At 67.2% G+C, this 25,784-nt stretch carries 26 protein-coding genes; 8 read left to right on the top strand and 18 right to left on the bottom strand.

Annotated elements, in window-relative coordinates:
* Nucleotides 1–507: 507 nt before the first annotated feature.
* From istA to BJ991_RS00265, 3 genes are all read left to right on the top strand, one after another.
* A complete protein-coding gene (gene istA / locus BJ991_RS00275; protein WP_179486479.1) occupies nt 508–1,710 on the top strand; it encodes an IS21 family transposase in 1,203 nt (400 codons plus the stop codon).
* Entirely contained in the window at nt 1,710–2,498 is a 789-nt protein-coding gene (istB, locus tag BJ991_RS00270; protein WP_179486478.1) for an IS21-like element helper ATPase IstB, read from the top strand. The genes istA and istB overlap by 1 nt, the downstream gene beginning before the upstream one ends.
* A 380-nt stretch (nt 2,499–2,878) precedes the next feature.
* Complete coding sequence (locus tag BJ991_RS00265) at nt 2,879–3,466, top strand: hypothetical protein (RefSeq protein WP_179486477.1); 588 nt, start codon at nt 2,879–2,881, stop codon at nt 3,464–3,466.
* A 90-nt stretch (nt 3,467–3,556) separates the two neighbouring features.
* On the opposite strand, the gene BJ991_RS00260 is transcribed toward BJ991_RS00265, so the two are convergent.
* The 4 genes from BJ991_RS00260 to BJ991_RS00245 form a co-directional block, all read right to left on the bottom strand.
* Nucleotides 3,557–3,784, bottom strand: coding sequence for a hypothetical protein (locus tag BJ991_RS00260; protein WP_179486476.1), 228 nt, complete (start codon nt 3,782–3,784; stop codon nt 3,557–3,559).
* Nucleotides 3,785–4,024: 240 nt separating this feature from the next.
* Complete coding sequence (locus BJ991_RS00255) at nt 4,025–5,077, bottom strand: ImmA/IrrE family metallo-endopeptidase (RefSeq protein ID WP_179486475.1); 1,053 nt, start codon at nt 5,075–5,077, stop codon at nt 4,025–4,027.
* Nucleotides 5,078–5,080: 3 nt separating this feature from the next.
* Nucleotides 5,081–5,950 carry a helix-turn-helix domain-containing protein gene (locus BJ991_RS00250; RefSeq protein ID WP_179486474.1) on the bottom strand — a complete coding sequence of 290 codons (870 nt, stop codon included), beginning with the start codon at nt 5,948–5,950 and terminating at the stop codon, nt 5,081–5,083.
* Between the two features lie 45 nt (nt 5,951–5,995).
* Nucleotides 5,996–6,373 carry a hypothetical protein gene (locus BJ991_RS00245; RefSeq protein WP_179486473.1) on the bottom strand — a complete coding sequence of 126 codons (378 nt, stop codon included), beginning with the start codon at nt 6,371–6,373 and terminating at the stop codon, nt 5,996–5,998.
* A 459-nt stretch (nt 6,374–6,832) separates the two neighbouring features.
* Here BJ991_RS00245 and BJ991_RS00240 point away from each other — a divergent pair, with 459 nt between their 5' ends.
* Complete coding sequence (locus BJ991_RS00240; protein ID WP_179486472.1) at nt 6,833–9,865, top strand: AAA family ATPase; 3,033 nt, start codon at nt 6,833–6,835, stop codon at nt 9,863–9,865.
* A 424-nt stretch (nt 9,866–10,289) separates the two neighbouring features.
* Here BJ991_RS00240 and BJ991_RS00235 read toward each other — a convergent pair whose 3' ends face one another.
* Entirely contained in the window at nt 10,290–10,550 is a 261-nt protein-coding gene (locus tag BJ991_RS00235) for a hypothetical protein (protein WP_179486471.1), read from the bottom strand.
* A gap of 116 nt (nt 10,551–10,666) precedes the next feature.
* On the opposite strand from BJ991_RS00235, the gene BJ991_RS00230 reads away from it, so the two are divergent.
* Both BJ991_RS00230 and BJ991_RS00225 read left to right on the top strand, forming a co-directional pair.
* The gene (locus BJ991_RS00230; RefSeq protein ID WP_218852826.1) at nt 10,667–10,936 is read left to right on the top strand and encodes a hypothetical protein; all 270 of its coding nucleotides are present in this window, start codon (nt 10,667–10,669) and stop codon (nt 10,934–10,936) included.
* Nucleotides 10,937–11,038: 102 nt separating this feature from the next.
* Nucleotides 11,039–11,494, top strand: coding sequence for a GNAT family N-acetyltransferase (locus tag BJ991_RS00225; RefSeq protein WP_218852825.1), 456 nt, complete (start codon nt 11,039–11,041; stop codon nt 11,492–11,494).
* Between the two features lie 325 nt (nt 11,495–11,819).
* Here the strand turns inward: BJ991_RS00225 and BJ991_RS00220 are convergent, their stop codons facing one another.
* The 11 genes from BJ991_RS00220 to BJ991_RS00170 form a co-directional block, all read right to left on the bottom strand.
* Complete coding sequence (locus tag BJ991_RS00220; RefSeq protein ID WP_179486469.1) at nt 11,820–12,266, bottom strand: single-stranded DNA-binding protein; 447 nt, start codon at nt 12,264–12,266, stop codon at nt 11,820–11,822.
* On the bottom strand, nt 12,220–12,825 hold the full coding sequence (locus BJ991_RS00215; RefSeq protein WP_179486468.1) for a hypothetical protein: 606 nt from the start codon (nt 12,823–12,825) through the stop codon (nt 12,220–12,222). The genes BJ991_RS00220 and BJ991_RS00215 overlap by 47 nt, the downstream gene beginning before the upstream one ends.
* Nucleotides 12,822–13,073: a hypothetical protein gene (locus BJ991_RS00210; RefSeq protein WP_179486467.1), complete on the bottom strand. Its 252-nt coding sequence runs from the start codon at nt 13,071–13,073 to the stop codon at nt 12,822–12,824. Before BJ991_RS00210 ends, BJ991_RS00215 begins: the two co-directional genes overlap by 4 nt.
* A gap of 137 nt (nt 13,074–13,210) precedes the next feature.
* Nucleotides 13,211–15,016, bottom strand: coding sequence for a type IV secretory system conjugative DNA transfer family protein (locus BJ991_RS00205; protein ID WP_179486466.1), 1,806 nt, complete (start codon nt 15,014–15,016; stop codon nt 13,211–13,213).
* Nucleotides 15,017–15,024: 8 nt separating this feature from the next.
* A complete protein-coding gene (locus tag BJ991_RS00200) occupies nt 15,025–16,266 on the bottom strand; it encodes a MinD/ParA family ATP-binding protein (protein ID WP_179486465.1) in 1,242 nt (413 codons plus the stop codon).
* A complete protein-coding gene (locus BJ991_RS00195) occupies nt 16,266–17,852 on the bottom strand; it encodes a hypothetical protein (RefSeq protein ID WP_179486464.1) in 1,587 nt (528 codons plus the stop codon). The genes BJ991_RS00200 and BJ991_RS00195 overlap by 1 nt, the downstream gene beginning before the upstream one ends.
* Nucleotides 17,852–19,342, bottom strand: a complete 1,491-nt coding sequence (locus tag BJ991_RS00190) for an SCO6880 family protein (protein WP_179486463.1) — start codon at nt 19,340–19,342, stop codon at nt 17,852–17,854. Before BJ991_RS00190 ends, BJ991_RS00195 begins: the two co-directional genes overlap by 1 nt.
* On the bottom strand, nt 19,339–20,799 hold the full coding sequence (locus BJ991_RS00185; RefSeq protein ID WP_179486462.1) for a hypothetical protein: 1,461 nt from the start codon (nt 20,797–20,799) through the stop codon (nt 19,339–19,341). Before BJ991_RS00185 ends, BJ991_RS00190 begins: the two co-directional genes overlap by 4 nt.
* Entirely contained in the window at nt 20,799–21,098 is a 300-nt protein-coding gene (locus BJ991_RS00180) for a hypothetical protein (RefSeq protein WP_179486461.1), read from the bottom strand. The genes BJ991_RS00185 and BJ991_RS00180 overlap by 1 nt, the downstream gene beginning before the upstream one ends.
* Nucleotides 21,099–21,120: 22 nt before the next feature.
* Nucleotides 21,121–21,735 (bottom strand): M23 family metallopeptidase, encoded by a 615-nt coding sequence (locus tag BJ991_RS00175; RefSeq protein ID WP_179486460.1) that lies wholly within the window; start codon nt 21,733–21,735, stop codon nt 21,121–21,123.
* Between the two features lies 1 nt (nt 21,736).
* Nucleotides 21,737–22,474, bottom strand: a complete 738-nt coding sequence (locus BJ991_RS00170; RefSeq protein ID WP_179486459.1) for a hypothetical protein — start codon at nt 22,472–22,474, stop codon at nt 21,737–21,739.
* A gap of 347 nt (nt 22,475–22,821) precedes the next feature.
* Here BJ991_RS00170 and BJ991_RS00165 point away from each other — a divergent pair, with 347 nt between their 5' ends.
* Nucleotides 22,822–23,073, top strand: a complete 252-nt coding sequence (locus tag BJ991_RS00165) for a helix-turn-helix domain-containing protein (protein WP_218852824.1) — start codon at nt 22,822–22,824, stop codon at nt 23,071–23,073.
* Nucleotides 23,074–23,282: 209 nt separating this feature from the next.
* On the opposite strand, the gene map is transcribed toward BJ991_RS00165, so the two are convergent.
* Nucleotides 23,283–24,098, bottom strand: a complete 816-nt coding sequence (gene map / locus BJ991_RS00160; RefSeq protein ID WP_179486457.1) for a type I methionyl aminopeptidase — start codon at nt 24,096–24,098, stop codon at nt 23,283–23,285.
* Nucleotides 24,099–24,161: 63 nt separating this feature from the next.
* Here map and BJ991_RS00155 point away from each other — a divergent pair, with 63 nt between their 5' ends.
* On the top strand, nt 24,162–24,515 hold the full coding sequence (locus BJ991_RS00155) for a helix-turn-helix transcriptional regulator (RefSeq protein WP_179492326.1): 354 nt from the start codon (nt 24,162–24,164) through the stop codon (nt 24,513–24,515).
* Nucleotides 24,516–24,662: 147 nt separating this feature from the next.
* Here the strand turns inward: BJ991_RS00155 and BJ991_RS00150 are convergent, their stop codons facing one another.
* Nucleotides 24,663–25,697 carry a LacI family DNA-binding transcriptional regulator gene (locus tag BJ991_RS00150; protein WP_179486456.1) on the bottom strand — a complete coding sequence of 345 codons (1,035 nt, stop codon included), beginning with the start codon at nt 25,695–25,697 and terminating at the stop codon, nt 24,663–24,665.
* Between the last annotated feature and the right edge of the window lie 87 nt (nt 25,698–25,784).

The following is a 25,784-nucleotide window of genomic DNA, read 5'->3' as shown; positions in this document are numbered from 1 at the left end:
ACCGCTGTTACCCGCGGTCGTTCCTGTTTCACGACATGGAGCCGCGGTGTTTACCTGCCCGAAAACCCCCTACCCCTCCCTATATGTGGCTGGCCGCGCGCTGTTCGCCGCGCGTGCCAGGATGCTTGAGCAGCACGCGATCGCGTGGTCGTCGGCGTCCACCCGTGCACGCAGTGCGGCGCTTTCCATCTGACTTCGAATCCGAAGGCGGCCTCGTCTTCGTGGACGCGTCGTGCTCTTGCACTTGCGTGCCAACGAAAGTGCGTCGCAGCGACATGCAATCCGGCGTCCGCCCGGCGCGCCGGACGGAGCGTAGGGCGCGCGAGTCCGATCCGCATACGTGCGCTAGCACAATAAGGGCCACCCTGTGCGTGAGGCAGTCTGCAATCGGGGTGAGGGCGGCACTCGATGGTCGACGCTCGGACCAGGGGTTCCGGTGTCGGCGACGCTCAAGAACCCGGCCAAAACGACGCTTGAAAACTAGGCCACCCAGACCAGATTGGGTGGGTGATCTCCTTGGAAGATTGGGCGTTGATCAGGCGGCTGGTCGCGGACGGGGTTCCGCAGCGCCAAGTCGCGAGGGACCTCGGGATCGCGAGGGACACGGTCGCGGCCGCGGTGCGGTCGGACCGGCCGCCGAAGTATCAGCGAAGGCCGCAGGCGACGTCGTTCTCACCCTTCGAGGCGCGGGTGAGGGCGTTGCTCGCGGAGCATCCGTCGATGCCGGCGACGGTGATCGCAGAACGGGTCGAATGGGCCGGCTCGATCACCTGGTTCCGGGAGAACGTCCGCCGGTTGCGGCCGGAGCACCGCCCGGTTGACCCGGCCGACCGGCTGTCGTGGGCCGCCGGTGACGCGGCGCAGTGCGATCTCTGGTTCCCGCCGCGGAAGATCCCGCTCGAGGACGGTGGCAGTGTGCTGCTGCCGGTGCTGGTGATCGTCGCAGCGCACTCCCGGTTCATCACCGCCAGGATGATCCCGACCCGAAAGACCGAGGACCTGCTGCTCGGCTCGTGGGAGCTGATCCAACAGCTGGGGCGGGTGCCACGCCGGCTGATCTGGGACAACGAACCCGGTATCGGGCAGAAGGGTCGGCTCGCGCAAGGTGTCGCCGCGTTCGCCGGCACCCTCGCCACCAAGGTCGTGCAGCTGCGGCCCTACGACCCCGAATCGAAGGGCATCGTGGAGCGGCGCAACGGCTGGATGGAGAGCTCGTTCATGCCCGGCCGCACCTTCACCTCACCGGCCGACTTCAACACGCAACTGACCGATTGGCTCGAACGCGCGAACGCCCGGGTGGTGCGGACGATCAAGGCCAGGCCGATCGACCTGATCGACCACGACCGGTCTCGGATGCTGCCGCTGCCTCCGGTCCCGCTGCAGCTGGGCTGGCGGGAACGAGTGCGTCTGGGACGGGATTACTACGTGCGTCTGGACACCAGCGACTACTCCGTCGACCCACAAGCGATCGGCCGGATGGTCGACGTCACCGCCGACCTCGACCGGGTCCGAGTGCGGCTGGACGGACGGATCCTCGCCGACCACCGCCGAATCTGGGCCCGCGGCGCCGTCGTCACCGACCCGACCCACCGAGAGACGGCGAAGCTGCTGCGACAACAGTTCCAGCAACCACGACAACCCGTCGTCGACGATCTCACCCGAGATCTCGCCGACTACGACCGCGCGTTCGGAATCAGCGGGGTCGCGTGATGGCCGCGAAGAGCACCGAGTCGGTCAAGCAGATCACCTACCTCGCCGGCGCGCTGAAAGCACCCCGCATCACTGAAGCCGCCGCCCGGATGGCCGACCAGGCCCGCGACGCGGGCTGGTCGTTCGAGGACTACCTCGCCGCCGTCCTAGAGAGGGAGGTGTCAGCGCGGAATGCGTCCGGCGCAGAACTGCGGATCAAGGCGGCCGGGTTCCCGGCACGAAAGACGCTCGAGGACTTCGACTGGGACGCCCAACCCACCGCCCGCCAGCAGGTCGCAGCTCTCGCCTCCGGCGGGTTCCTCCTGGAAGCGCAGAACGTGGTCCTGCTCGGCCCACCGGGAACCGGGAAGACGCACCTCGCGACCGCGCTCGGGATCGTCGCCGCCCGGCACGGTCACCGAGTGCTGTTCGCCACCGCGACCGACTGGGTCACCCGCCTCACCGACGCCCACCGGCAAGGCAGCCTGCCCCGCGAGCTCACCCGCCTGCGCCGCTACGGGCTGATCATCGTCGACGAGGTCGGATACCTCCCGTTCGAACAGGACGCCGCCAACCTGTTCTTCCAGCTCGTCTCGAGCCGCTACGAACACGCCTCGCTGATCCTGACCTCGAACCTGCCGTTTTCCGGCTGGGGCGGGGTGTTCGGCGACCAGGCCGTCGCCGCCGCGATGATCGACCGGATCGTCCACCACGCCGACGTGCTCACCCTCAAAGGCGCCAGCTACCGGCTCCGCGGACGAGGGATCGACAGCCTCCCGAGCATCAAGACGCAGGATCCGGCAGACTGAGCAAACGACAACCAGGTGGCCTAGTTTTCGCCCGTCGTTTTGGCCGGTTCTTGAACCGTCGTCGACATCCGGGGATGGGTGCGCGATTGGGTGCGCTCCCGCGCGGGCTGCCCATTATTGCGAACCTAGCTGACCGGGCCGAAGCCGGCCCCTCTACGTTCATGCCCTGGTCTGAGCCCTGTGCGTTCAGGCAGGGGCCGCGAGGCGGCGTGCCTCTGGAGGGAAGGCCCCAGGACCTGACCGAAGCGCGGGCCTGCCCCGCCAACGTGAAGGTCCGGACAGGCCCAGGGGGCGATGGCCGTTTACGAAATCCTGAAGGCCCTGGTTCGCCGACTGCGTGTCCACTGCGCAGTGTCGGCGTCGATCGCGAAGATGAGGGTATGGGGAAACCATCAGCTCGAATTGAGCAACAGGGGGAGCGACTAAACGAGTTTCGTCGCGCCTTCATCGAGTTGATCAACGCCGCGAAGCCGGTGGGTGGAGAGTGGGACTTGCCGCGTCTGGTGCCGAACGTGTCGAACGACAAGTGGTCGCAACTTCAGCGAGATACGGCGATCGCGGCAGGGGCCGCCCAGGAGGCATACGGCGCCAACGGTGGCGGCACATTCACGATGCGCAACGCGGCGTACATGACGACAGTGAACCCGATTGCAAACTGGCACTACGCACTGGAGCGCCCAGACGAGCTCAAACCGCAGATGGTTGTGTCGGCAGTCGATCTGGCCATCGGGCAGGCGCGCACCCGCCACGAGAACGCTGTCCAGAATGAACGGGGACTCGTGGGTATTATCGCAACGTTCCTCCGCTGGCCGCAGACGCTGCGCGAAGCAGTCGGCCCGAGTTGGACTCAGCGGACCGCGGCGAGCGCTCTGGGCGTCGTGGGACAGGTGATCGTCGGCGCGGTGGCGGCGGCTCTCGGAACGGCGCTGGTGTGGGGCGTGGTCGAGGTCTGGAACACCTGGTTCTGACCCCCGAGCCGACACGGCCGTGTGGGTCCGACACGCGACCTGGGACGTCGGCTGGACCTCCCGAAGGCTCGGGGAGCAGCCGCTTGGCGCTCAGATCGGCGCAGAGCTCGCCTCCTCCGCGTCGTCGACCAAGGTGACGTTCCTGCGGTGGACACGAAGCCCAGCGAAGTTGATCAGCGTGGGCTCCCTGTCCCCAGGCACCGTGAACCTGAACGGACGATATCGGTCGACGTTCGCCTCGAACAGGATCGCGTCATCACCCGTGAGCGTGAATACCCTGCCCGGGATCGTGACGTAAACGACTCGCATGCTGACCATGAGGGACTCCAATCGGTTGTGGGGCCCCGCAGTCTAGGAGTCAGAATCAGCCGCAGGAGCCCCTCAGCCGAGATCTTCTGCAGGACCAGGCTGCGAGCCGCGAACAGGAACGCCCCCAACTGCCTCGTCATCGCCTCGATATCCCGGTGAGGCTGCCGGCGTCGAGGAACGGATGGTTCACCGTGGCAGGCGGTCTTTCGAGCTGATATCAGGAGCCGCGGGCGTGCTGAGCCGCAACGGCTAGGGGCACTCGTGGAGCGCCGGGTCGGCCTGCTCGGCCGGGGTCAGTTCAAGCCAGCACCGGTCGCAGACCGGGCTGGTTTTGGGCTCGCATGCGCACCTCCCGCACTCCGGGCATTTGGGCACCTCGCAGGCCGGGCAAATGGTGACGGCCTCGTTAACGGTGAACACCGTTCCGCATGCCTCGTTGCCGCATTCGGCATCGTCGATACGATCCCAGGTTGGCTTTCGTCCGAACCGCTGAGCGGAGCGGACCACCACGAAGGCATAGCCCCACGTGTCGTCGAGTGCGACCTCGACCTGCAAGTCCTGCTGCGCCCATCCGGACCGCGCTTCGAGGCCACGGTCCAGCGGCCCGATGGCGGATCCACCACGCTCGAATGCGCTTTCGATCATCTTCGCGATGCCCGGCTGAATTCGCCCACGCGCAGGCGCAAAGACCTCATCGCCGGAAGCCCGCGCGAAGGTGACCATGCCGCGGTGATCCGTGACGATGACGGTCGCCTGCTCGCCCTCTGGGGCAATCTCGATTGCGCGCATCGCGACCGCGGCGCGTGAGGCGCGCACCGTTGTGTAGACCTCAGCCAAGGTGCGGGCGGACAGCCAGGTGGCGTCGGCCGGGACCGTGCTCGCCGGGATGAGGACTTCCGCGGCGAACGCGTCCGCGACGCGCTCCTCGAGTTGTGCACCGATTTCGCTTGGAAGGGAGTGCCGGACGTTGGCCCAACCGAGATGCTGCCGTTGAACGTGGTGGCCAAGTTCGTGCAGGATCGTGAAGCGGTCACGTTCGCTCGTGAGGGAAGGGTGGACGAAGATCATCGATTGGCCAGCTGGGACGTGCCGGTAGTAGCCGAAGACGGAGCACCCGTCGCGCGGGCTCATGTCGTATTCGACAGTGATCTCATCGTTGCCGCCGAGCGCGCCTTCGGGGTCTTCCCGCAGCGCCTCAATGTCGAACACGTCGCGACCGGCTTCGAGGGCGATTAGTTCGATCGCGACCTGCCGGTAGTTCCTCATGCGAACGAGGTCCAACAACTCATCTTCGGACGCCACGGGTCACCGATCGCTCTCGTGGAGGACGCGTTGGATGGCGGCAACGAGTCGTGAGTGCGGGTCGCCATCTGATCGTGCGGCGAGGGCGAACTCGCTTCGGACGAGGTTTCGCGCGGCTTCTTCCCCGATCGCTCGCCGTCGCGTGATCTCCACGAGGTCGTTCTTGATGCCGGGCGCGAGCATGGCTACGGCTTCCGCGTCCGGCTGGGAGCGAAGTAGCTGCTCCGTCGGTACACCCAAGGCGTCGACGAGGAGTCGAAGCTCTGCTGGCGTCGGGACTGCCTCGCCGTTGTAGAGGGAAACTGCTGCGGGCACCGACATCGACAGGATCTTTGTCAGGTCGCTGATGCGGATCCCGGTTTCACGGAGGAGGTCTGCGTCGAGCGGAGTGGCGCCGGGTCGAGGAACGGGCCAGACGTTGAGGTTGATTACCTCCCACGCGTCGACCAACTGATCGCTCGCGACCTCGCGCTCCTCCACGCCGATATTTGCCGTCGCGAAGGGGAGCACTGGGTCCGTGCCGTTCTCGAAGGCGTCGGCGAGCAAGTGCATGGTCCGCTCCGACAGGATGGTGCCGAAGCACCGATGGAGCAGGTGGTTGCCGACTCCGGTCTCGCGAGATGGCCACACCGCGACCGCTCCGAGCGGTGACTCTTCGACACGGATCGCGGGTGGAAACGTCGGAGCGTCGGGCAGCGTCACCGGCCAGCCGAGGACGAAGGTCGGCGCGACACCCGATACGACCACGAGGCCCAGCGCCTGCGCATCCCAGGACAGCAGCCACAGGTCGCCGATCTGCGGGTCGCCCGAGATGGTGCCCAGCCACACGTCAGCGGCGACGCCCTGCGGGGCGTCGTCAAGGCTGAGAGACACAGCAACTCCTCGGAGACGGTCGGAAAAGCAAAGTCTGCCAACGTATCATGCGCCGTTCCCCAGCTTCGCCTTGGGCCGGCTCATGTAGTGCCGGAGGACGTCTGCTTTGACGGGGTCCTGGAGTGTGCCGAGATAGGCACAGACATCGTTCCGGCCGGTCCATCGCTTCTTCACAGAGCGGAGGAACCGGTACGACCACCAGCCATCCGCGGTCAGGCCGGTCGCGGGGTCTGCGGGGCTGTGCAGGTCGCGTGTGTGATCGAAAGCGGTCGTCGTTCGCGCCATCGCCTTCCACGCGAGGTCATCGTGCGGCTGTTCGGCCACGCAGACCATCGGTCGAGGACCGGGCTTAGGGTCGCGTTCGAGCGTCGCATCGCGATCGACTCTGTAGACGTCCCCACGCTGCGCCTCAGTCCCCGGCATGGCTGCCATCCTAGTGACGAGCGCGGATACGCCCCGGCCCGGACGCGCGTCGGGTTCCATCGACAGCGTGATCCGTCGCACATGTAGTACGCGTCGTGAGGCGCCGGGATCTCGACTTAGGGCAGGTGCCTGAGGCGGCGACCATGGCTCGGAGTCTCACGGCGCGGAGTGTGAGCTCGGCGCTTCAGCGTGCCGAGGACTTCTGTGCGGGCGCGTACGTATGTCGGTGGGTCATCGCGCCGACTCGGCCACCCCACGGGATCCCGCGTTGGCTTCGAGACTCAATGCCCGCATACCCCGTGCAATGAAGACGCGCGCTTAGGCGCCGCAAACGCGCCCCGAGCGACTCAACCGCAATCCACATGGCTGCCCTCTCAATGAGCACGGACAGAGCAATGCACGCAGGCACTTTCTGTGTAAGCACTCGTAACTTAGACACAAACCTCGTACTCTAGACCCATGCGCGGGGGCCTCGAACGCTGGAAGCGGGGTGTCGAATCGCAGGGGGTTCGGCAGGCGATTGCCTACGCGTTCAAGGGAACCTGCGACTCGCACCTACGGTCCGTCTCGGGTGTCGAAGCGCTCGCCGGGTACAGCGGGCTCGACGGCTCACGGGTCGAGCGGTTCACTGTTGAGGGCGGGGAAGTCGCATCCGATCACCTGAACGAAGGCCAGTTGCGAAGCTGGGTTGATGGCCACGACCCGTTGACGGGCGACCAGCGCGGGCGCGAGCTGACCTCGCCAGATGCCGACCTGATCCTCGACGGCACAATCAACGCACCCAAGTCCTATAGCATCGCGGCGCTAATCCACCCTCAGCTCGCCAAAGAGTTCGAGGCGCTGCAGGACCACCTGCGGGACCGGATCATTCGCCTCTGGCAGCAGGAGCTCAACGCTCGCCGCGGGGCCGGCGGCAGTATCCGTGAGTCCCTCCGCAAGATCGAAGTCGTCGAGCTTCGCCACCGGCGGTCGCGTGCTCTGGACCCGCACATCCACCGGCACCTGTGGCTCAACGTGAAGGTACTCGGCGACGACGGCAAGTGGTCGAACGTTGACTCACGCGTCGCGATGAAGCTGCACACCGTCATCAACGCCGAGGGTGAACTCGCCGCGCGCACCGACCCTGCGTGGATCAATGCGCTCGCCGCCCACGGCTACACGCTCGATGACGACGGCGAGATCGCGCAGCTCGCGCACGCGGTGCGTCCGTTGTCGCGGCGGTCCAACCAGATCGAGGCGAACCGGGCTGTGCTACTCGCGCGGTGGCGCGACGAGCACCCCGGCCAGGATCCCGACCACGACGTGATGCAACAAATCGATCGGATGGCGTGGGCCCAGGGCCGCCCGAACAAGCCCGGCGTCGTCGACGAAGCCGCGTGGGAGCAGCTCATCCGCGACGAGCTCGCCGTGATCGACTCCGACATTTTCCGGCGCCGGCACTCGACCACGGCCCGCGCCGCCGCACTGGACCAGTTTGACCTCAACAATTTGGCGGCACGCGCGGTGGTGGATGCCGACGAACGATCGGCCGCGTGTGGCGGGCGCTTCAGCCGGTTCGACCTGCGCGCCGGCGCCATCCGTGCCCTTGCTGCGACGGGTGTCGTCGCTGACCGCGACGAACTGCAGCCCGTGGTCGATGACATCTTGTCGCGCACGAGCGCGCATGTGGTCAACCTCATCGACGGAGACCGACCGGCCCACGTTAAGGGGTACATGGCTGCGGCAACCGCGCGATTGAAGCTCGAGCTGGCCGCGCGGCTCGAAGCGCTCGCCGAGCTCGGGTGGGTCGCCGATTGGGCGACGATCGTCGCTTTGGCGGCGCGGATGCTGCCTGCCGACATCACGCTCGACGAGGGCCAGGTGCGCGCAGCGTCTGCCATCGCCGGAACCGACCGCCTCGTGTCGGTGACCGGCCCCGCCGGAGCCGGCAAGACCACGATGCTGCGCGTCGCCCGCGCAACGCTGGCGCAGTCGGGCCGGCGGTTGGTCGTGGTGGCGCCGACGAAGAAGGCGGCCTCCGTCGCGGGCCGCGAGATCGGCGCGACGGCGTCGAGCCTGCACGCGCTGCTCGGCGACCACGGGTGGCGGTGGGGTCGCGATGACGCTGGTGCCGAGGTTTGGACGCGGCTTCGCCCGGGCGAAGCAGACCCGCGCACGGGGCTCGTCTACGACGGGCCGCGGCGATTCCCGCTCACACCCGGCGACCGGGTCGTCGTCGACGAGGCCGGCATGGTCGATCTCCACACCGCGAACGCGCTCGCGATCGTCGCATCCGAAACCGGAATCGGCATAGCGATGATCGGCGACCACCTCCAGGCGATGCCCGTCGGACACTCCGGCGCGATGGCCTGCCTGACCCGGCGCGCGACGGCCGTCGTCGAGCTGACCGCAGTGCATCGGTTCCGTGACCCTGAGTACGCGTCACTGACGCTACGGCTACGCGAACCCTCGTCGCGGGAGGCGGCGCTCGCGGTCGCGGCGGAACTCGACGAGCGCGGGCTGATCCACGGCGTGGTCGACACTGCCCAAGCGCGCGACGTGATGGTCGAGGCGTACTTCCGCTGGGCGGACTCCGGCCGGCGGGTCGCGCTGGTCACGAGCACGAACGAAGAAGCGGACGGGATCAACGAAGCCATCCAGCAATCACGCGTCGACCGCGGGCAGCTTTCGCTCGCTCGAATTGCGGTCGGGCAGGGAGAGCAGCGGCTGCTCGAAGGCGATGTCGTTCAGACTCGACGGAACGACCATGTAGCGGATGTCGAGAACCGGGCGCTCTGGACTGTGCGACACATCCGTGACGACGGGCTCGTGCTCGCCAGCGTGACCGACAGCGCCGATCTGCGGTTGGTCGGGCTCGATTACGCGGCCTCGCATGTGCACCTTGCGTATGCATCGACCGTGCACGGCATCCAGGGGGAGACGACCGACGCCTCGGTCGTCGGGCCGGGGGTGGGGGCGTCGGGGCTCTACGTCGGAATGACCCGTGGGCGGCAGCACAACGAGGCGATCGCGATCGCGCGGACGACGGATGCGGCTCGCGAGGCCATCGCGGACAGCATGATGCGCGGGACGCAGGAAGTCACGATCGACGATGCGGTGCGGGCGGCGCGGGAGGAGTTGTGGCGCGCGGCGCGGCCAGCCGCGGTCGGGGCGGCCGACAACGTGGAACTGGCTCTGGCGTCGATGGGCGGTTGGATTCGGTCCGCGGGGGAGGCCCTGCGGGGACTCGATGCCAGCGCGGCGTCAACGGCGGCGAATGCACATGCGCGCAATGCTGAGTCAGCGCCGACTGACGAGGGTCAGCGGGCGCTGCTTGCCGAACGGATCGGCGCGCGAGAGGCCGAGTTCGCCGCGCTAGAGCGCGAGTACGAAGCCCTGCTTGCCGAGGCGGTTGCTCGGGAGCCTGCGGACCGCGGAGTTGCCGGCAGCAGTGACGCCGCAGCACCGCATCCGTCCTTGCTTGGTTCTCGTGCAGGGCGTGGGATCGGGTAGGCCGGCTCGGTCAGTCGACAAGCCCGGAATGGCGTAGCTTTCCACTGCGCCTACCGCCAGTCGAGGCCGATCGACTCGAGGTACGCGCGAGCCATCACGTCATCGAGCGAGTAGCGCTCTCTCACCGTCCCGTGAAGGTCCTCGAAGGTGACGAATCGACCCGCCGGATCCTCGTGAGCCGTGATCGTCTCGAACCCGTTCGTAAGATCGCCGTCCCGCAACACCCAACACCCGCGACACTCGTGCCCGTCATCGAGCTGAAACCCGGTTCGCATCGTCACCGCTCGAAGGACGAGTCGCCGGCAATGGCATGAAGAGATCCCCAGTTCATGCGCTCATGCTAGATCCGGCGAGTGACGAGAGCATGTCGATCGTGGCGTACGTGGCGCTTCGCAGAAAAGGGACCGGTTCAACCTCGCCGCGCTCAGGTGTACGTGTGATGCACGTGCCAGTGGTCGCGCTCGCGGTAGACGTCGAACACGAGCGAGTCGCCGGCGTCGCTCGTGGCTTGGAATCGCCAGCCATACAGTCCGTGATGGGACTCGAGCGGGGCGGACCAGATCGACTCGCGCAGCCGCGTCGGAGTGTCGGTGACGCGCCAGCGATGACCCGCGTAGACCATGCGCGCAGGGATGTCGTCGGCCATCCATATGGTCACTTCGTGTTCGACGTGGCTTACCGTCATGATCCTCAAGAATAGAACACATGTTCGATTCTTGCTAGTCTGAGAGATCGGCCGGGATGAAGGGGGACCCGGTTGTGGGGACGAACAGACGGTACTCGGAGCGGGTCGACCGGCTCATGGACGAACGCATCCTCGAGCGCGTCGCGCGCGACGGCGAGTTGCAGACCCTCAGTCCGCTCGAGCTCCAGTTGAACGAGGCTCCCCTCACGATTGATCCGACGCCTCGACGTCGAGTGAAGGCCTGGGTCCGCTTCGGCTCAACGCCGATTCAGGTCGACGCGCTCGCCGCGAGGTGGACGTCGAACGCAGTGGGCATCGTGTTCGAGGTCAGACGCAGGGAGATGCGCTGCTGGGTCTGGTCAGGTGCGGTTACCGAGATGGAGTAGCTCTGGCGGCTTGTGGCGGCGTCGTCGGCGTGGCTCCACGGTCGGTGAGGGGTGCCAACAAACGAGATCGCACTTCGAAACGCGTGTGGCAGGATCGGCAACGTGACGGTGAGCGTTCAACGACAGTCGGATCCCGAGGGCACGGAACGCGTTCTCCGCTCTCTGCCGGAGTGGTTCGGGATCGAGGACGCCGTTCACAACTACGTGAACATGGCGGCCCGGCTCGAGTCGCACATCGCCTCGCTTGAGGGCGTCACCGTTGGCGTCGCGTTGGTCGAACGTCACTTCGCCCACTCAGCGGAACTCGCACTTATCGCAGTGCACGCCGATCACCGGGCGTCCGGGATCGGACGCCGATTGGTTGAGGCGGTCGAGGATTCTTTGCGGGGCGAGGGTTGCCGGTTCCTAGAGGTCCACACTGTGGGGCCAAGTTACGAGGATGCGGGATACGCCGCGACGCGCGCCTTCTACGACTCGGTCGGATTCACACCCATGCATGAGTTCCACAAACTCGACTGGGACGGCCCAACGCTCATCCTTATCAAGACTCTGAACTGAGTCTGATCTGCGCCTCCACCTGCCTGATGGGCCCCATAGAAGGGTCGCGACGGCTCAGGAGTTCGGAAGTGCCGGACCGTCAAACTCCGGCAGTTGCGGATGCGGTGGCACGAGGTCGATGCGGGTACCGCAGGCGGGGCACTCCCACCCATCCGTGATGTCGCGCATCACGATCCCATCGACGGGGCAACGTGGCTGCTCCGCCTCGACACTCCCCGGATGCATGTTGTGATCCTGTCACGGCCGGCGACCAACCAGCCTGCACAAGCCATGAGAGCGGGACGAGAGTACAGTGACTCCCGTCCCGCTCTCCTGTTGCGATGGGTCAGCGAGCAATCCCGACACCGGTGTTCGAGACCGGTGTCACCACGGGCCCCGAGGCGTCAGCTTCGGGGTTCCGGGCTTTTGGGGCGCGGTCGACGGCGACGCTCGCGAACTTGAGCGAGGCGCCGACGTTGTCCGCGACGACGTCGCGGGTCTCGCGGGTCTGGCCGGACTCCTTGTCGACGTAGGTGCCGAACCGAAGGTCGCCGGCGACGAGCACCGAGTCTCCCTTGCGGAGTGACTCGGCGACGTGACGGGACTGCTGGTTGAAGACCACGACGCGGTGGAACACCGTGCCGGCGTCCTCCCACCGTCCCGTCGTCTCGTTGAGGCGTCGGTCGTTGATCGCGACCGTGAACCGGGCGTACTCGTTGCCCGCTTCACTGGCGCCGTGTTCGGGGTCAGCCGTGAGGTTGCCCTCGATGGTGACCGGGATCCTGGTCGTCATCCTTCTTCCTTTCTCCATGCGCGTGGGTCTCGGCGATCCACGCTTCCCATTCCTGCTCGTCGGTCCGGTTGGACCACGAGCGAGGCTTGCTATCCGTGTGGCCGCTCGCGCAGCCGGCCCCGGCACGGGTGAGTCTCGGCAGCGCGAGCGACAAGTGTTCGTGCCATCCGATCGCGCCGTACCCGCCGTCGCTCGAATCGAAGGAGGCGAGGTGGGCGATATGAAGCGCCGAGAGCTCCTCAACGAGGGCGCCGTGCCGCCACCAGCAGTCGGGGACCACGCTGACGGCGATGTTGTAGCGCACGGTGAACCACTCGACCCAGTCCCGCAGCATCCGCCACTCCGCGGCCGCGTTTTCGTCGCCGAGGCGTCGCCAGTCGACCGCGTGCGCGCCGATGGGTTCTGACGAGCCCGCCCGGCTCCGCGGGTCGAACTGGTTTCGAGCATCACCCCGCCGGTTCGAGCCAGATCGCACAGCAGGGTCGAACTGGCTGGCGGGCAGGAACCCCACCTGTTCGCGCGCCATGAGGGTCTCGATGTCGGGCTTGTCGTCGTTCACGGCGCCTCCCCGATCGTCGCGAGCTTCGCCCGCAGCCGGTGCAACGCGAACAGCGATGCGGCCCGCCGCGTGCGGTGCCGGGAGAGCACCGCGTCGCGGTCGATGAGTCGGTGGAGCAGTTCGTGGCAGTACGGATGCAGCGGCACGAGGTCGCGGTGTGGCTCCCACGCCTGCCACCCAGTGTCCGCGCGGACGACGCCCCGATACGTGAGGTGGTGTAGTTCGAGCTCCGCCGGTGTCGCCCGCATCCCACACGCAGCGCAACCCAGCGGCGTCCCGAACCGCTCCTCGTCGCGGAACCACCGGGCGCGCCGCGCGAACCATACCGGCGAACGAAGGAACTCGATCCGGTAAGCCCGGCTCATTTGCGGCTTGCGGCGATTCGTCATTCGTCGATCACCTCCGCCTCGACGGACTGCGGCGGGGGAGTGGCCGCATCCGTAAAGACCGCGCGCTGCTCTTCTTCAGTCGCGCGCTTGCCGGCCTGCACGGCTCGGGCGTCGCGGCGCTCGTCCCACGCGGTCAGGTCGAGGAGGACGCCCCGCCGATTGCGGTACGCGAGCAGTCCGGTGGTGTGCGGCATCCGCCGAATCTCGTCGACCGACATCAACGGCAGACGCTCGCGATGCTCGCTCGTGGAGTGACCCGCTTCGCGCGTCGACCACGACCGCTGCGTGTGGCGGGTCTGCCGGGTGCCGAGCAGCGCCTCGACGTCGCGCAGGTGATCAACATGAGATGCGCCGCCGAGCAGCACCTTCGCGGTCGCCGCCGCCCAGATCGTGTCGGCCTCGGCGCGCGACCACGCGGTCTCGGCCTGCGACAGCGCCTGCAGCACGACGAACGTGCAGATTCCGCGGCCGCCGCCGTCGGCCATCGTGCGCGGGAGCGACCCCCACCGGAACATGTTCGCGATCTCATCGAGGATCAGCCCGAGCGGGTGCGCGAGCCGCGAGCCGGGGGAGGAAAGCGCGCGGTTGCGGGCGACCTCGACGATGTCGTCGAGGAGGGCTCCGAGGAACCCACCCATCGCCGACGCGCCCGACGCCGACCCGATGAGGTACAGCGTGTTGGCCGCGTCGAGGAACTCGCGGGGGTCGAACACGGGGCCACCCGGCTCGGGCATGAGCGCCTCGCGGATCTTCGGCACAGCGAGTGGCGCGACCGCGTTCTGCACGCCGAACCAGATCGACGACACGATCTTCTCGTCGCCGCTGATCGTGGCCTCGAGGTTGTCGCCCCAACCCGGTGCGCCATCCGAGCGGAGCACGTCGACCGCCTTGCGGGCGAGGACTGGGCTCGTGCCCCACTCGTAGACCTCCTTGATCGAGAGGCCACCGACCGCTGCCGCGTGCAGCAGTCGCCCGAGCACCGTGCCGGCGGCTTGCGCCCACTCGGCGTTGTTGGTCGACGTGCCGATCGCGGTGCCCGTGATGATCGCATCGCCGCGCTGCATCGCGACGAGGGGGTCATCGCATCCGGTCAGCGGGCTGACACGAAGCGGGTGACGGATGCCGGAGAGGCCCTGCGGATCGAACACGTGAACGTCGCCGCGCTGCTGGCGCATACGCATCGTCGCGGTGAGGTTGTCATTCGTGGTCGACGTGGTGATGAGCGGGCCCGACCAGTCGAGGATCGCTGAGATGAGCACGCGGTAGCCCTTGCCCGAGCGCGGCGGACCTTCGAGGGCGACGGAGTCCTCGATCGACACGTAGACGTCCATGCCGCGGGATCGGCCGACCCGCCAGCCGACGTCGGTCGCCTTCGGGTTCGCGATGTCGGGGCGGAGCTGCTTCGCCCGCCGCAGCACGGCCTTCGCCGACAGATGCTGCCGGACTTCGGTCGCATCGGCGAAGCCGAGCCGCATGCGCAGGTCGGCGATGAACGACTGATCCGATCTGCGGTAGGTGCGCAGCGCCCGCACCGCGAGGATCACAAGGCCGGCCACGAGGGCGAGCGCGAGAACGTCGGCGACGCGAATCTGCCACAACGGCAGCGCGCAGCCTGCCGGAGCGGTGTACGCGTCGGGGTCACCGGTGATCGCCACGATCACGCCGGCGAACGGGCTTCCGGGTTGCGGCCGAGCTCCGCAGATGAGCCACGTGACGGCCTCGGCGAGAAGCGAGAAGACGAACGCCACCACGAAACCCGCCGCGATGAGGACAGCGACAGTCTTGCCAAGGGCTTCGTTCATTGCATCCCCTACAGCTCGGCAGCCGCCTCAGCCGCGACGCGAACCCACGCGTCCTGGGTTGCAGGTCGCAGGGCGTCGAACCGGAGTGGTCCAGCCTTCAACGCGTGATCGAACGGGATCGACTCGACCGCGCGAACATCCCCCATGAATCCGTCGGCGATCCGGTTCGCTTCGCGCCGCGAACCTGTCTCGGGCTGGGTGACGACCACAACCGCGTGGTCGGCGAGGTAAGCCGAGCGCTCATCACGGCCGCGCAGTGCGTCGAGCAGGAGGGCCGCGGACTCGGCTGACTCGGGCGCCGGGAGCGTCGGGATCACGAGCTGGTACGAACTGTCGACCATCCGCAGCCACCTCTGCGCGGACTCGTCGTTGCCCGAGTCGAAGACCACGAGCCGGTAGTAGCGGGCGGCGACGCTCATGAGCAGGTCGAACTCGGCCTGCTCGATGCGCTGGTCTGCCGCGAGCAACTCGGGGTTGGAGCGAAGAACGTCGTACCGATCGTGGGGCTGGTGGTGCACGTACCGGGCGATGTCAGAGACACCGGCTTCGGTCGAGAGCAGCGTCGGCGCCGCGGGCAGCAGGTCGCGCAGCGTGGCGTCGTAGAGGCCGGACTCGGTGCGCCAGCCGAGAGTGCCGCGGGTGTCGTTATTGTCCCACGCGAGCACGTTTCCGCCGCCGAAGCGCGCGTAGACCGCCGCGAGCATCGCGGTCGTCATCGTCTTGCCGACGCCGCCCTTGCCGTTGACGACCGCGATCGTGCGGCAGCCCGCCCAGTGTCGAGACACGATCCGTTCGCGCTCGCGGCGTGCCTCGACGTCGGGCGATGCGGCGGCGGTGAGGCCCAAGCGGGCCATGAACCCGCGCCATCCGGTGCGATCGCGTGTAGATGGTGCGGTGATGAACGACGCGCGGGCCGAGGTCTCCGCTTCGGGGGGTTCGGCGGCGTCGGACTCTGGTGCCTCGCGAGGCTCGAGCGGCTCGGTCGCAGCATCCGGTCGCTCACGAGGCACGGCGATCGGCGAAAACTCGCCCTCCACGCTGACGAGCAGCCGGTGCTCTCCGCGGTCGCCCGAGGTGACCAGCTCGATATCCGTGCCTGTGCGCCGTGCCTCCATGGCGGCGCGCTGCATGACGATCGTTCTGATGTCCTCGCCGGCGCGCGCCGCAATCGGCTCGGACGTACCGTCCGCCGAGACAAACGTCGCCGTCGGACCGGTCACAGTCGCGTAGGTGCGCATGATGGTGCTCATCACTGCTCCTTTCCGGATGCGCTGAGCCACCCGGCGACGTCGGTATCGACGGGCTCGGGCCACAGTTCGTCGAGGTCTTCCTGTGTCAGGTAGCTCAACGCCTCGTCGTCAACGCTCGCCGACTCGATGGCCTCGTCGGTGGTGAACAGGTCGTACTCCCACTCGGTCGAGGTGGCGAAGCAGTCCACGACGTACGCGAACTGGCCGACGTACGCGAGGAACACGCCGACCCGCAGCCGACGGGCATCTTCAACGTGGGATGCCGGGACGTTCAGCCGCTCGCGGAGACTTGAGGTCTCCTGGTGGTTGATGCGGAAGATGAACTTGTTCTCGATGTCACCGACGATCGAGTACGCGAGGTTGCGCTCCTTCGAATCGGCATCGCCCACCGCGTCCAGGTCGCCCATCTTGTGCAGGATCACGACGTTGCTGATGCCGTAGTGGCGCGACAGCTTCAGCCACTGCTGGAACATCTGTAGCGACGCGAGCGAGGTCATGTCGCGCCAGCCCTCCTCACGGATGAGGTACCGCGTGCGGCGTGCCGACCGGTCGGAGATCACGGCCTGAATCCATGCCGTCGTGCAGACCTGGGTGAGTTGCGCGACGAGTTCACTGCGCGCGAAGAGCTCCGACGTGTCGACAACCACGATTGGGGCGTCCTTGTCGAAGGCGACGGTCGACTCGTCCTCGAAGAGTCCCGAGAGATCGCCGTCCACGAACCTGCGCAGCACGAACCTCGGTTGCACGGCGCCCTCGGCCAACCGCGCATCCGTCCTCTCCGCCGTGATGTTGCCGAGGTGCTCGTATACGTCGCGCAAAGTGGGACGGTCGGCGGTGATTCGGATGCTGCGTTCCAGCGCCTCGTGGAGTGCGGCGTGCTCGACGGCAGTGAGCCGTGTGTTGCCGAGAGCCATTTCGACGAGCGACACGAGAGTTGTGATCCTGCGCTGGCGGACCATCTTCTCGTGCTGCTCGTCGGACGCATCGGATCTGCGAGGCCCGCGGTCGAGCGGGTTGAGGCGAGCGCCGCTGCCTCCGCCGATGCGAATGACCACCCCGCCGGGGATCGCCTCTGCGACGCGTACCCACTCACCCTTGGGGTCGGACGGCACGACGGCTTGGTGTCCGAACGCCAGGGAGCGGGCCACGAGAGTCTTGACCGCGGCAGACTTGCCCGCGCGGTAAGCACCGAGCACGAGGACGTTCGTCGACAGGGCGCCTCGCTCGGTCGCATCCGTGTAGGCCTCCCACGGTGAGAAGTGCCACAGCGCGTCGGCGTTGAGATCGACGCCGACGATCGGGCCGCGGTGGCCGAGACCGGCGTCGGCGACGAAGGGGTAGACGCCTGCGAGCTGCTGCGAGGTGGCCTGGTTCGCGGGGATGAAGGTCTTTGCGAGGTTCCAGTAACCGTGGTCCGCGAGCCCCGGTCCGAATGGGCCGGGTACGACGGGCTCGGGCAGATTGCGCTCGGGGCGCTTCGATGTGTCGCGCCTGTCGGCGCTGGGTTCGGCCGCGGCCCGCCTCAGCGCACGCAACTCCTTCCGCGAGAGCCCACCCGGCTCGAACACGGCGACACGACGGGTCATCACCGCATCCCCAATCCGAGCGGCAGCGCGTTGATCATCAGTGCCTCCGCCTGCTGGCAGTACAGGATCTGCGGCTCCATCCCTGCTCGCGCGAGCGCGTTCCGCATACCCGCGATCGCCTGGTCGAGGCGTTCCTCGTCGGGTGCTGTGACGGTCAGATAGGCGCCGTACGTGAACTCGCCGTGGCCGGCGACGATCTCCTGCTCCTGCTTGACGAGGGCATCCCAGTCCGCCGCATCCGCTGCCGACCCGTCCGCCCCGCGCTTAGCGCGCATCTTCTCGTTGCCGCGCCAGACCTTCTTGTCGGTCTCAATCCGCTTCATCGCCTTCTTGACGCTCACCGGAGTCAGCACGATCGAGAAGATGTGGGTGATCGCCTCGCCGGTCGACGGCATCCGTGCAAACACAATCGGTTCGACGAACCCGATCGGAGCTGCCGACCGCGGCCACTCGTGGATCCACATCGTGGTGTGCACGCCGGAGTCGGTGAGGACGATGCCGTTACGGCCCCGAGGCTCCTCGAGGTGCATCGGGCCGATCGCGACCGGGTCGACGCCAGCCTGCTCATCCGGGCGGTTCTGCACGTTCGCAGCGAACTCCGGGTCGAACGCGACTCGAGCGAGCGCCGCGATATCGCGCGGGCCGAGCCACCGCCGCACCCGTACGCGCGCCGCTTGCAGCGCGTCGGCGAGGTTGCGCGCCTCGATCTGCGCGAGCGAACGGATCGCATCCTTCCCGCCGCCGAGCGCCTTCAACTGCGCGCCGAGTGCGACCAGATCGAGCGTGAAGGTCAGGTAGTTCCGATGGGCGACCGCGAACCGCTCCGAGCCGTTCATCACCTCGGCGTAGTTCCGTGCGATGGCGGATTCCGCGTCCAGCCCATCGCGGCGGGTGACGGTGTCGAAGTGATCGCGTGCCGCGCGAATCGTGGTCGGCAGCGTGCGCTCTTGTAGGACGACGCGCTTGATGCCCGGGCGCTGCGTGAAGGATGCGAGCACGGACGACCACTGCTGGGCGAGGTCGTACCGCTCGGGGAGGTCCTGCATCAGGAACCCCTGCACCTCGACCTCGGCGGTCACAGAGACCGCGCGGTCATGCGGGTTGTATGCGCACGCGAGGCCATCGGCGTCCCAGAGTTGAACCGACGCTCGCGTGCCCGGGAGGTTGAGCGTGCCGACGATCTGCTTGCGCTCCGGCCGGTACGTGTGCGTCGACGCGCCCATCGCGTGACGAGCCTGCTTCATCAGCCAGAGACCGGTTTGCCGCGGCGCGGACTCGCCGTGCACCGTGACGAGCGCGAATACGCCGATCGGCAGGTATAGCGGTGCGGCGTATAGGAGGCCGGGCGGGCCGAACCGGTTGACGGCGATCAGCACGAGAATCGCGGCGACCGTGATGCAGGCGAGCTGCCAGCCGTCCATCCCCATGACGACTCCCTGGCGGGAGCGGCGGGGCAGGTGCACGGGGCGCGACACATCAGTCGTGGTCATGATGCGGCCCTCTCAGTTCGTGTGGGCTCGGCGGTCTTCGGCGTCGGTGGAGCGGTTGTGGAAGGTGTGGATGCTGGCGAGGGAGTGGAATCGGTGGTTCGTGGCTTGCCGGCGGGAGCCGACGGGCCACGCGCTGGACCGTTCGCCTTGGTGCGCGAGCTGCTGCTCACCGCGGCGGCGCTCGCCTTTCCGCCGCCAGACGGGACGCCGGCGGGCAGTGCCGCAATGCGACTCGGCACTCGCGCGACGGTGCGCGCGGCGTTGGAGGCGGTGCGCGATGCGCCCGACCCCATGCGCGAACCCAGGCCATCCGCCGCGACGCCGCCGACGAAGTTGAACAGTCCGAAGACCGCGACCGGCGCGAACGCGATGAGCACGAGTCCGACGACCAGGGGCCAGGAACGCGGGTCCCAGATCGTGTTGACGCCGGCCAGTCCGTTGATCACCAGCGTCAGGAATCCGATCGTCAGCGGTCCCGTGAGAAGCAGCACAACGACCGCCGAGACGTAGCGCACGACCCACTGCGGTCCGACTGTACGGACGGGGTACAGCATCCATCCGATCGGGCCCACCGCAATGAGAGCAGCAAGCACGATGTTGCGGAACGCGAAGACGAGCATCAGCAGGAGCATCGCGAGCATGAGCAGACCGTGAATGAGGAAGGCGAAGAAGTAGTTCGCCTGCCCGCCCGCCCACATGACGCTCTGCAGCGTTGAGAACAGCCCCGTGGCACCGTCGCGACTGAGGAGGTACCAGGTCATGTCGTCCACGGCGTTGAGCAGGTGCCCGGTTGCCCAGAGCGTGAGCGGTACGGCGGGGATCACGATGAAGCTGCGGATCAGTGCGCCAACGAGTTCCGCGCGATCGCCGGACACGACGGCGGCGGCGATCGCCCAGACCATCGCGCCGAACGTCACGATGAGGATCGCCCACTGCCAGAACGACCATTCGCCGAGCGCCGCTGTCCACAGGAGAGATGACGTGTCGAACCGCATCGTCTCGGCGACGGCGTACATCACGGCGGTCGCGCCCAACGCCATTCCACGACCCGCGTTCTCGAAGGAGGCGCACACGAGATCGCCCAGTTGGCAGCCGTACTGCACGATGAGCGGCCGCCCCCCAGCGGCTTTGACGGCCTCGACGTGCTCCTCGTAGGTCGTGCACAGAGTTGTGCCGGCGCCGTCGATCAAGACCTTGGTGAAGCACTGCTGAGCTTCGATGTCGCTGGCATTCTGCGGCGTGCAGGTGACCTGACGCTCGACCTGGTAGCAGTCGACCGGGTAGGCCGGAGCCGACCAGACCTCTCCCGCTATCGGGGTGGCGGTGTTGGCCGCCGTTCTCAGCGGGACGGACGAGACGACGGATACCGGTTCCGCAGCGAGCGCGGGGGTGACCGCCGCACCGGCGAGGCAGAGCCCCACCAGCACGCCGGTGACCAGCATCCGGATCTTGGACATCAGAACCCGAAATCGAAGTTCACGAACCACTGGAACAGGCCGCTCGCCGCGCCGAGCGTCGCGGCGGCGATGAAGATCCAGAGGATGTTCTCGCCCGCCCATGTCCGGACCCGGTCGGACGCGAGGCCGCGGAATGCGAGCGCAGCTCCGGCGACAATCAGCATGATCAAGACGACGATCAGCGCGCCCGCCAGAATGTACGACGCGACGGACTGGAAGCCCTGGAAGAACGGGGCTGAGAAGTCCGGCTCGACATCGGGGACGTCGACGTCGGCGGGACTCACACTGAGGGATTGCATGACGACTCCTTCTGCTGGGACATCACTTCAGGGGAAGGCCGAGGGCGGCCATGAACGGTTGCGGATCGATGGCGCGGCCGTCTCGGTGCACCTCGAAGTGGAGATGGCATCCGAATGAGCGGCCGGTGTTGCCCTCTGCGCCGATCGGACTGCCGGCGTGGACGAGGTCGCCCACGCTGACGCGGAGGGAATCCCACTGCATGTGGGCGTAGAGCGTGATGAGTCCGCCGCCGTGGTCGACTCGGACAGCGTTGCCGTATCCCTGGTATGAGCCAGCGGTGATGACTCGGCCCGGACCAGCGGAGTGGATGGTGCTACCGCATCCCTGCGCCATGTCGTAGCCCTGGTGATCGATCGAGCAGTAGCTGCACCCGGTGACGGGGTTGTAGCCGAAGCCGCGGCCCTTGGTGTAGTCGCCAGCCAGGGGGTAACCCCAGTCGCCGTTGGCCACGGGCGCGACTGCTGGGTTTTCTATCGCGGCGGTCGTGCCAGCCCCCGCGATCGCAAGCGGAATCGCGACGAGCGGTGCCAGGACGAGGCCACTCGCGAGTGCGACGGCGGCGAGGATCCCGATCGCGATCCGGCGCCCGGTCCTCGTTCTCACGAGGGCTGCGGCGACTGCGACCGGGGCGCCCATGTCAGGGCTCCTGGGGCTCCGAGAAGAATCGAATGACCTTGCAGTCGCCGGCGCGCTGGCCGCTGTCGGGGGTCGGAACCGAGTCGGTGCCGCAGAGCACCTGCACGCTGACCGTCACCTGCTCGTCGTACGAGGTCTCTTCGCCCGAGCTGTCGCTGCGCGTGAAGGTCAGCGTGACGTCGGCTGTGCCGATGTGCATGTCACCCGACTGATCGTCAGGAACCTCCGCGAGCTCGACGTCATCCTCGACTTTCGCTTCCACGCGGCCGTCTTCGCGGGTGAGCGAGTCCCACTCCTGTTCGGGGAGGACGACAGCCTGACGGAGCTCGAGCTGCGATGCCTCCATCGCCTCCTGCTGCTCGTCGGGCGACGTGTAGCGGGTGTCGGGTGTGAACCACGTGTCGAGGAAGCTGAGCCACTCGCCTCGATCGCTCTTGGTGGTGTCGAAGGATGCCGCGGCCGCAAGTGCGGCTCGGACGTAGGTCTCGGCATCCGTCGTGATCGGCTCTGCGACCCAGCCGCGCTCGGACGCGGTCTCGTCGACGAACTCGCCGGTTGGAGTGTCCGTGGGGTCCGCGGTCGGGGTGGTGTCGGTTGGGGTTGTGTCGGTGGGATCCGGGGCAGGGTTGCTCGTGATGAGCGGAACGAGGATGACGGCCGCGATACCGGCGACGAGAACCAGCCCGCCGATGATCGCCCACGTCAGCCCGCGCCGACGTCTGCCTTGGGGTCCCGACATCATGAGCCTTCCCGAATGATCGGGGCGGTGCCCATGTCGTTCCCCAGCAAGAAGGGGCGGTCGCCCTAGCCGCATCGTATGAGCCCACACAACCGGGTAACGCGCGCCGTGTCTAGAGGCCCTTCGACGGACAGGAGGGTGCGCAGGCGAGCTGCCTCCAGGCCTTCTGTCCCACCGATCCCTTGACACGAGGGAAGCGTATAACACTACACTCCAGATGTGAAGCACTTTTAGCTACAGTCCACTGGACCGCCAGTAAGAGGGTGCGAGAGACTGGGCACATGCCTCGCTATGCCCGTCCCGCGAACAGTGATTACGCGGAGGATCCCATCAAGGCTCTCGGGAACATGATGCAGGCGTCGATCATCGGCCACCTGCGTCGTCACCCCGCCCAGACGAGAGCCGAGATCGCCGAGGCGCTCGAGGTGCCGCCCCTCACTGTGTTCAATGGGCTCGAGAAGCTACTCGCCGCCAATCTGATCATCGCCGATCCACCCCGCGACGTCGCAAAGCGGGGGCAACGGGTGCGATACAGCGTGGACGATGCCGCGGTGACCGAGATGGTAATGCGGCTGAATCAGGTGCTGGGGGAGTTCTAGTCGTTTCAGGGCGGCGGTGACACCCGGAATCGTTCCGCGTAGCGGCACACGCGACGGTCACCGGGCTGACGAACGCGCGACCCGGAGACGGCCGGACCATCGACGTCGTGTCCATCTCGGCCCAGCTGAATGAGATCGCCGGGCGAGTAAGGATCGGTCGATTTCAAGTCGGCACGCAACTGCTGCGCTCGACGATCGCGTCGTCCTGGTTAGCCCGATTCGGCGGCCAGCCTCGTCGCCATTTCACCCCGAACGTGTGTCGGCAAGGTCAGGATCTCTGCTCCGGTCGTCGTGATGGCGATCGTGTGTTCGGTGTGTGCGGTGCGAGACCCGGTCGCGCTGCGGAGGGTCCAGCCGTCAGCGTCGGTGACGAGCCTGTCGGTGTCGGCCATGACCCATGGTTCGAGGGCGAGCATGAGTCCTGGGCGCAGTTTGTAGCCGCGGCTGGGACGTCCGCTGTTGGAGATGTGAGGATCCTGATGCATTGTTGACCCGATCCCGTGCCCTCCGAACTCGAGGTTGATCTGGTATCCGGCCGCGGTCAGCACGGTTCCGATGACGTGCGAGATGTCGCCGATGCGGGCGCCCGACTGAGCCGCCGCGATCCCGGCGTGCAGTGCGCGTTCCGTAGCGGTGATCATGGCGGCATCTTCCGCGGCCGCGGCATCTCCGACCGTGAAACTGATTGCGGCGTCAGCGGCGATCCCGCGCAGGGCGACCGCGAGGTCAAGGGTCAGAAGGTCACCGTCCGCGAGGGCGTAGTCGTGGGGCATGCCGTGTAGGACAGCATCGTTGACAGCCGTGCAGATGTAGTGCCCGAACGGCCCGCGTCCGAACGACGGCGCGTAGTCGACGTAGCACGACTTCGCCCCGGCTTCGAGGATCATCTCCTTCGCCCACTGGTCGATCGAGAGAAGGTTCGTGCCGACGACAGTGCGGCGCTTCAGCTCGTGCAGGATATCTGCGACCAATGCGCCCGTGTCGCGCGCCCGTGACAGTTCGTCGGCGTTCAGAATCTCGATCATGCGACAGCACCCATGCCGATAACTATACCAGTCTTATTATACCGGTACTAGAATCGGCGCATGATGGTGCGGTCGCCGAATACGGCGGAGGAGATCGAACGAGGACGACGCCTTGGCGCCGCGTTGCGGAGCGCTCGAGGCGAGCGGTCCATGCTCCGGACCGCGCTCGATGCCGGTGTGTCGCCGGAGACGCTGCGGAAGATCGAGTCGGGCCGCGTGGCCACCCCGGCGTTCCCGACTGTCGCAGCTGTCGCCGACGTCCTCGGGCTGTCCCTCGACGCGCTCTGGGCTGAAGTCTCGACTGCCGAGGGAACCGGCGACCGGTTCCGCGACGCAGCATTGCGGCGTCGCCGCGGAGCCGGTCGAGTTGAGGGATCTCGGAGTCAGGAAACGGTGGTCACAGGGCTGTCGGAGTAGTGTCCTTCCGCCAGCTCCTGGAGGAGCCCTGGCTGGACCGGCTGTCAGTCGAGGAGTTTCCGGGTCAGCGTGCTCGATGACGGATTGTCGGCCTGCACGGGGGCTCCCAGGAAGCCGAAGTGTGCTTCGCCCTGCGCCGGCGGGAAGCTACGGGGATGCCGCCGCGGCGGCATCCCCAACCGTCGACGCGCGCACGACCAACTCGGGCTGGAAGACCACCCGCTCGCACTCGCCACCGCCATCGAGCCTACTTGCCTGCTTGAGCAGCAGCTCCACAGCGGTGTAGCCGATGAGCGCCGCGGGCTGCCGGATCGACGACAGTGGCACCACCGCCGACGACGCCAAGTCGATGTCGTCGTAGCCGATCAGGGCGATATCGTCGGGAACGCGCACCTCGCCTTGCATCATGAGTGCCTGCAACACACCCATGGCGAGCAGGTCGTTGGCGGCGAAGATCGCGTCGGGTCGATCGGCCGCGGCGCGCTCGCGTATCTCGGCACCGGCCTCCCGCCCCGCGAGCGCGCTGAGCGACTCGGTCTCGACGACCTCGACCGTCACGCCCGGCGTTTCGGCGGCAGCACGCCGAGCGCCCTCGAGGCGATCGGTCACCTGGCGGATGGCCATCGGCCCACCGACGAAGGCGATCCGCCGGCGACCGGTCTCCACGAGGTGGCGCACCGCGAGCTCGCCGCCCACGATGTCGTCGACGGCCACAGACGAGAACCTGCGATCGGCGGACTCACGGTCGACCAGCACGACGGGCGTGCCGCGACGCTGCAAGAGCTCGAGCCGTGGCAGATCGTCGATGAGCGGGGTGATGAGCACGCCGTTCACCCTCTGCTCTTCGAACAAGTCGAGGTACGAGCGCTCCCGCTCGGCGTTCTCGTCGCTGTTGCCGAGCAGGATCGTCATGCCGTCTGCGGCCGCACGATCTTCGGCCCCGCGTGCGACATCGGTGAAGAAGGGGTTTCGCACATCCAGCACGATGAGGCCGATCGAACGGCTTCGGCCGGCGCGCAGCTGGCGGGCGGCGTCGTTGCGCACGAAGCCCAGTTCCTCGATGGCAGAGTTGACGCGTTTGACGGTGGCCGGCGCTACCTTGTCGGGTCGGTTGAGCACATTCGAAACCGTGCCCACTGAAACGGATGCCGCGGCCGCGACATCCCGCACGCTGACTGCCATGATCCCCCAGTCTCTGGAATTCTGAGAATAGTCGGTCCGACGAAAAATTGAAACGAAACACTCGGCCTGTTCCTGACCAATCGCCGA

Source organism: Microbacterium immunditiarum (genome assembly GCF_013409785.1).
GTDB classification, from domain to species: Bacteria; Actinomycetota; Actinomycetes; order Actinomycetales; family Microbacteriaceae; genus Microbacterium; species Microbacterium immunditiarum.
Note: the sequence above shows the minus strand (reverse complement) of the source record. Positions and strands in the feature narration are given on the sequence as shown.

Bases quoted from the DNA above. Each gene is read 5' to 3' on its own strand.
- istB (WP_179486478.1), top strand. From the start codon at position 1,710: ATGGCCGCGAAGAGCACCGAGTCGGTCAAGCAGATCACCTACCTCGCC.
- BJ991_RS00265 (WP_179486477.1), top strand. From the start codon at position 2,879: ATGGGGAAACCATCAGCTCGAATTGAGCAACAGGGGGAGCGACTAAAC.
- BJ991_RS00260 (WP_179486476.1), bottom strand. From the start codon at position 3,784: ATGGTCAGCATGCGAGTCGTTTACGTCACGATCCCGGGCAGGGTATTC.
- BJ991_RS00245 (WP_179486473.1), bottom strand. From the start codon at position 6,373: ATGCCGGGGACTGAGGCGCAGCGTGGGGACGTCTACAGAGTCGATCGC.
- BJ991_RS00240 (WP_179486472.1), top strand. From the start codon at position 6,833: ATGCGCGGGGGCCTCGAACGCTGGAAGCGGGGTGTCGAATCGCAGGGG.
- BJ991_RS00235 (WP_179486471.1), bottom strand. From the start codon at position 10,550: ATGACGGTAAGCCACGTCGAACACGAAGTGACCATATGGATGGCCGAC.
- BJ991_RS00230 (WP_218852826.1), top strand. From the start codon at position 10,667: ATGGACGAACGCATCCTCGAGCGCGTCGCGCGCGACGGCGAGTTGCAG.
- BJ991_RS00220 (WP_179486469.1), bottom strand. From the start codon at position 12,266: ATGACGACCAGGATCCCGGTCACCATCGAGGGCAACCTCACGGCTGAC.
- BJ991_RS00210 (WP_179486467.1), bottom strand. From the start codon at position 13,073: ATGCGGGCGACACCGGCGGAGCTCGAACTACACCACCTCACGTATCGG.
- BJ991_RS00205 (WP_179486466.1), bottom strand. From the start codon at position 15,016: ATGAACGAAGCCCTTGGCAAGACTGTCGCTGTCCTCATCGCGGCGGGT.
- BJ991_RS00200 (WP_179486465.1), bottom strand. From the start codon at position 16,266: ATGAGCACCATCATGCGCACCTACGCGACTGTGACCGGTCCGACGGCG.
- BJ991_RS00195 (WP_179486464.1), bottom strand. From the start codon at position 17,852: ATGACCCGTCGTGTCGCCGTGTTCGAGCCGGGTGGGCTCTCGCGGAAG.
- BJ991_RS00190 (WP_179486463.1), bottom strand. From the start codon at position 19,342: ATGACCACGACTGATGTGTCGCGCCCCGTGCACCTGCCCCGCCGCTCC.
- BJ991_RS00185 (WP_179486462.1), bottom strand. From the start codon at position 20,799: ATGTCCAAGATCCGGATGCTGGTCACCGGCGTGCTGGTGGGGCTCTGC.
- BJ991_RS00180 (WP_179486461.1), bottom strand. From the start codon at position 21,098: ATGCAATCCCTCAGTGTGAGTCCCGCCGACGTCGACGTCCCCGATGTC.
- BJ991_RS00175 (WP_179486460.1), bottom strand. From the start codon at position 21,735: ATGGGCGCCCCGGTCGCAGTCGCCGCAGCCCTCGTGAGAACGAGGACC.
- BJ991_RS00170 (WP_179486459.1), bottom strand. From the start codon at position 22,474: ATGTCGGGACCCCAAGGCAGACGTCGGCGCGGGCTGACGTGGGCGATC.
- BJ991_RS00165 (WP_218852824.1), top strand. From the start codon at position 22,822: ATGATGCAGGCGTCGATCATCGGCCACCTGCGTCGTCACCCCGCCCAG.
- map (WP_179486457.1), bottom strand. From the start codon at position 24,098: ATGATCGAGATTCTGAACGCCGACGAACTGTCACGGGCGCGCGACACG.
- BJ991_RS00155 (WP_179492326.1), top strand. From the start codon at position 24,162: ATGGTGCGGTCGCCGAATACGGCGGAGGAGATCGAACGAGGACGACGC.
- BJ991_RS00150 (WP_179486456.1), bottom strand. From the start codon at position 25,697: ATGGCAGTCAGCGTGCGGGATGTCGCGGCCGCGGCATCCGTTTCAGTG.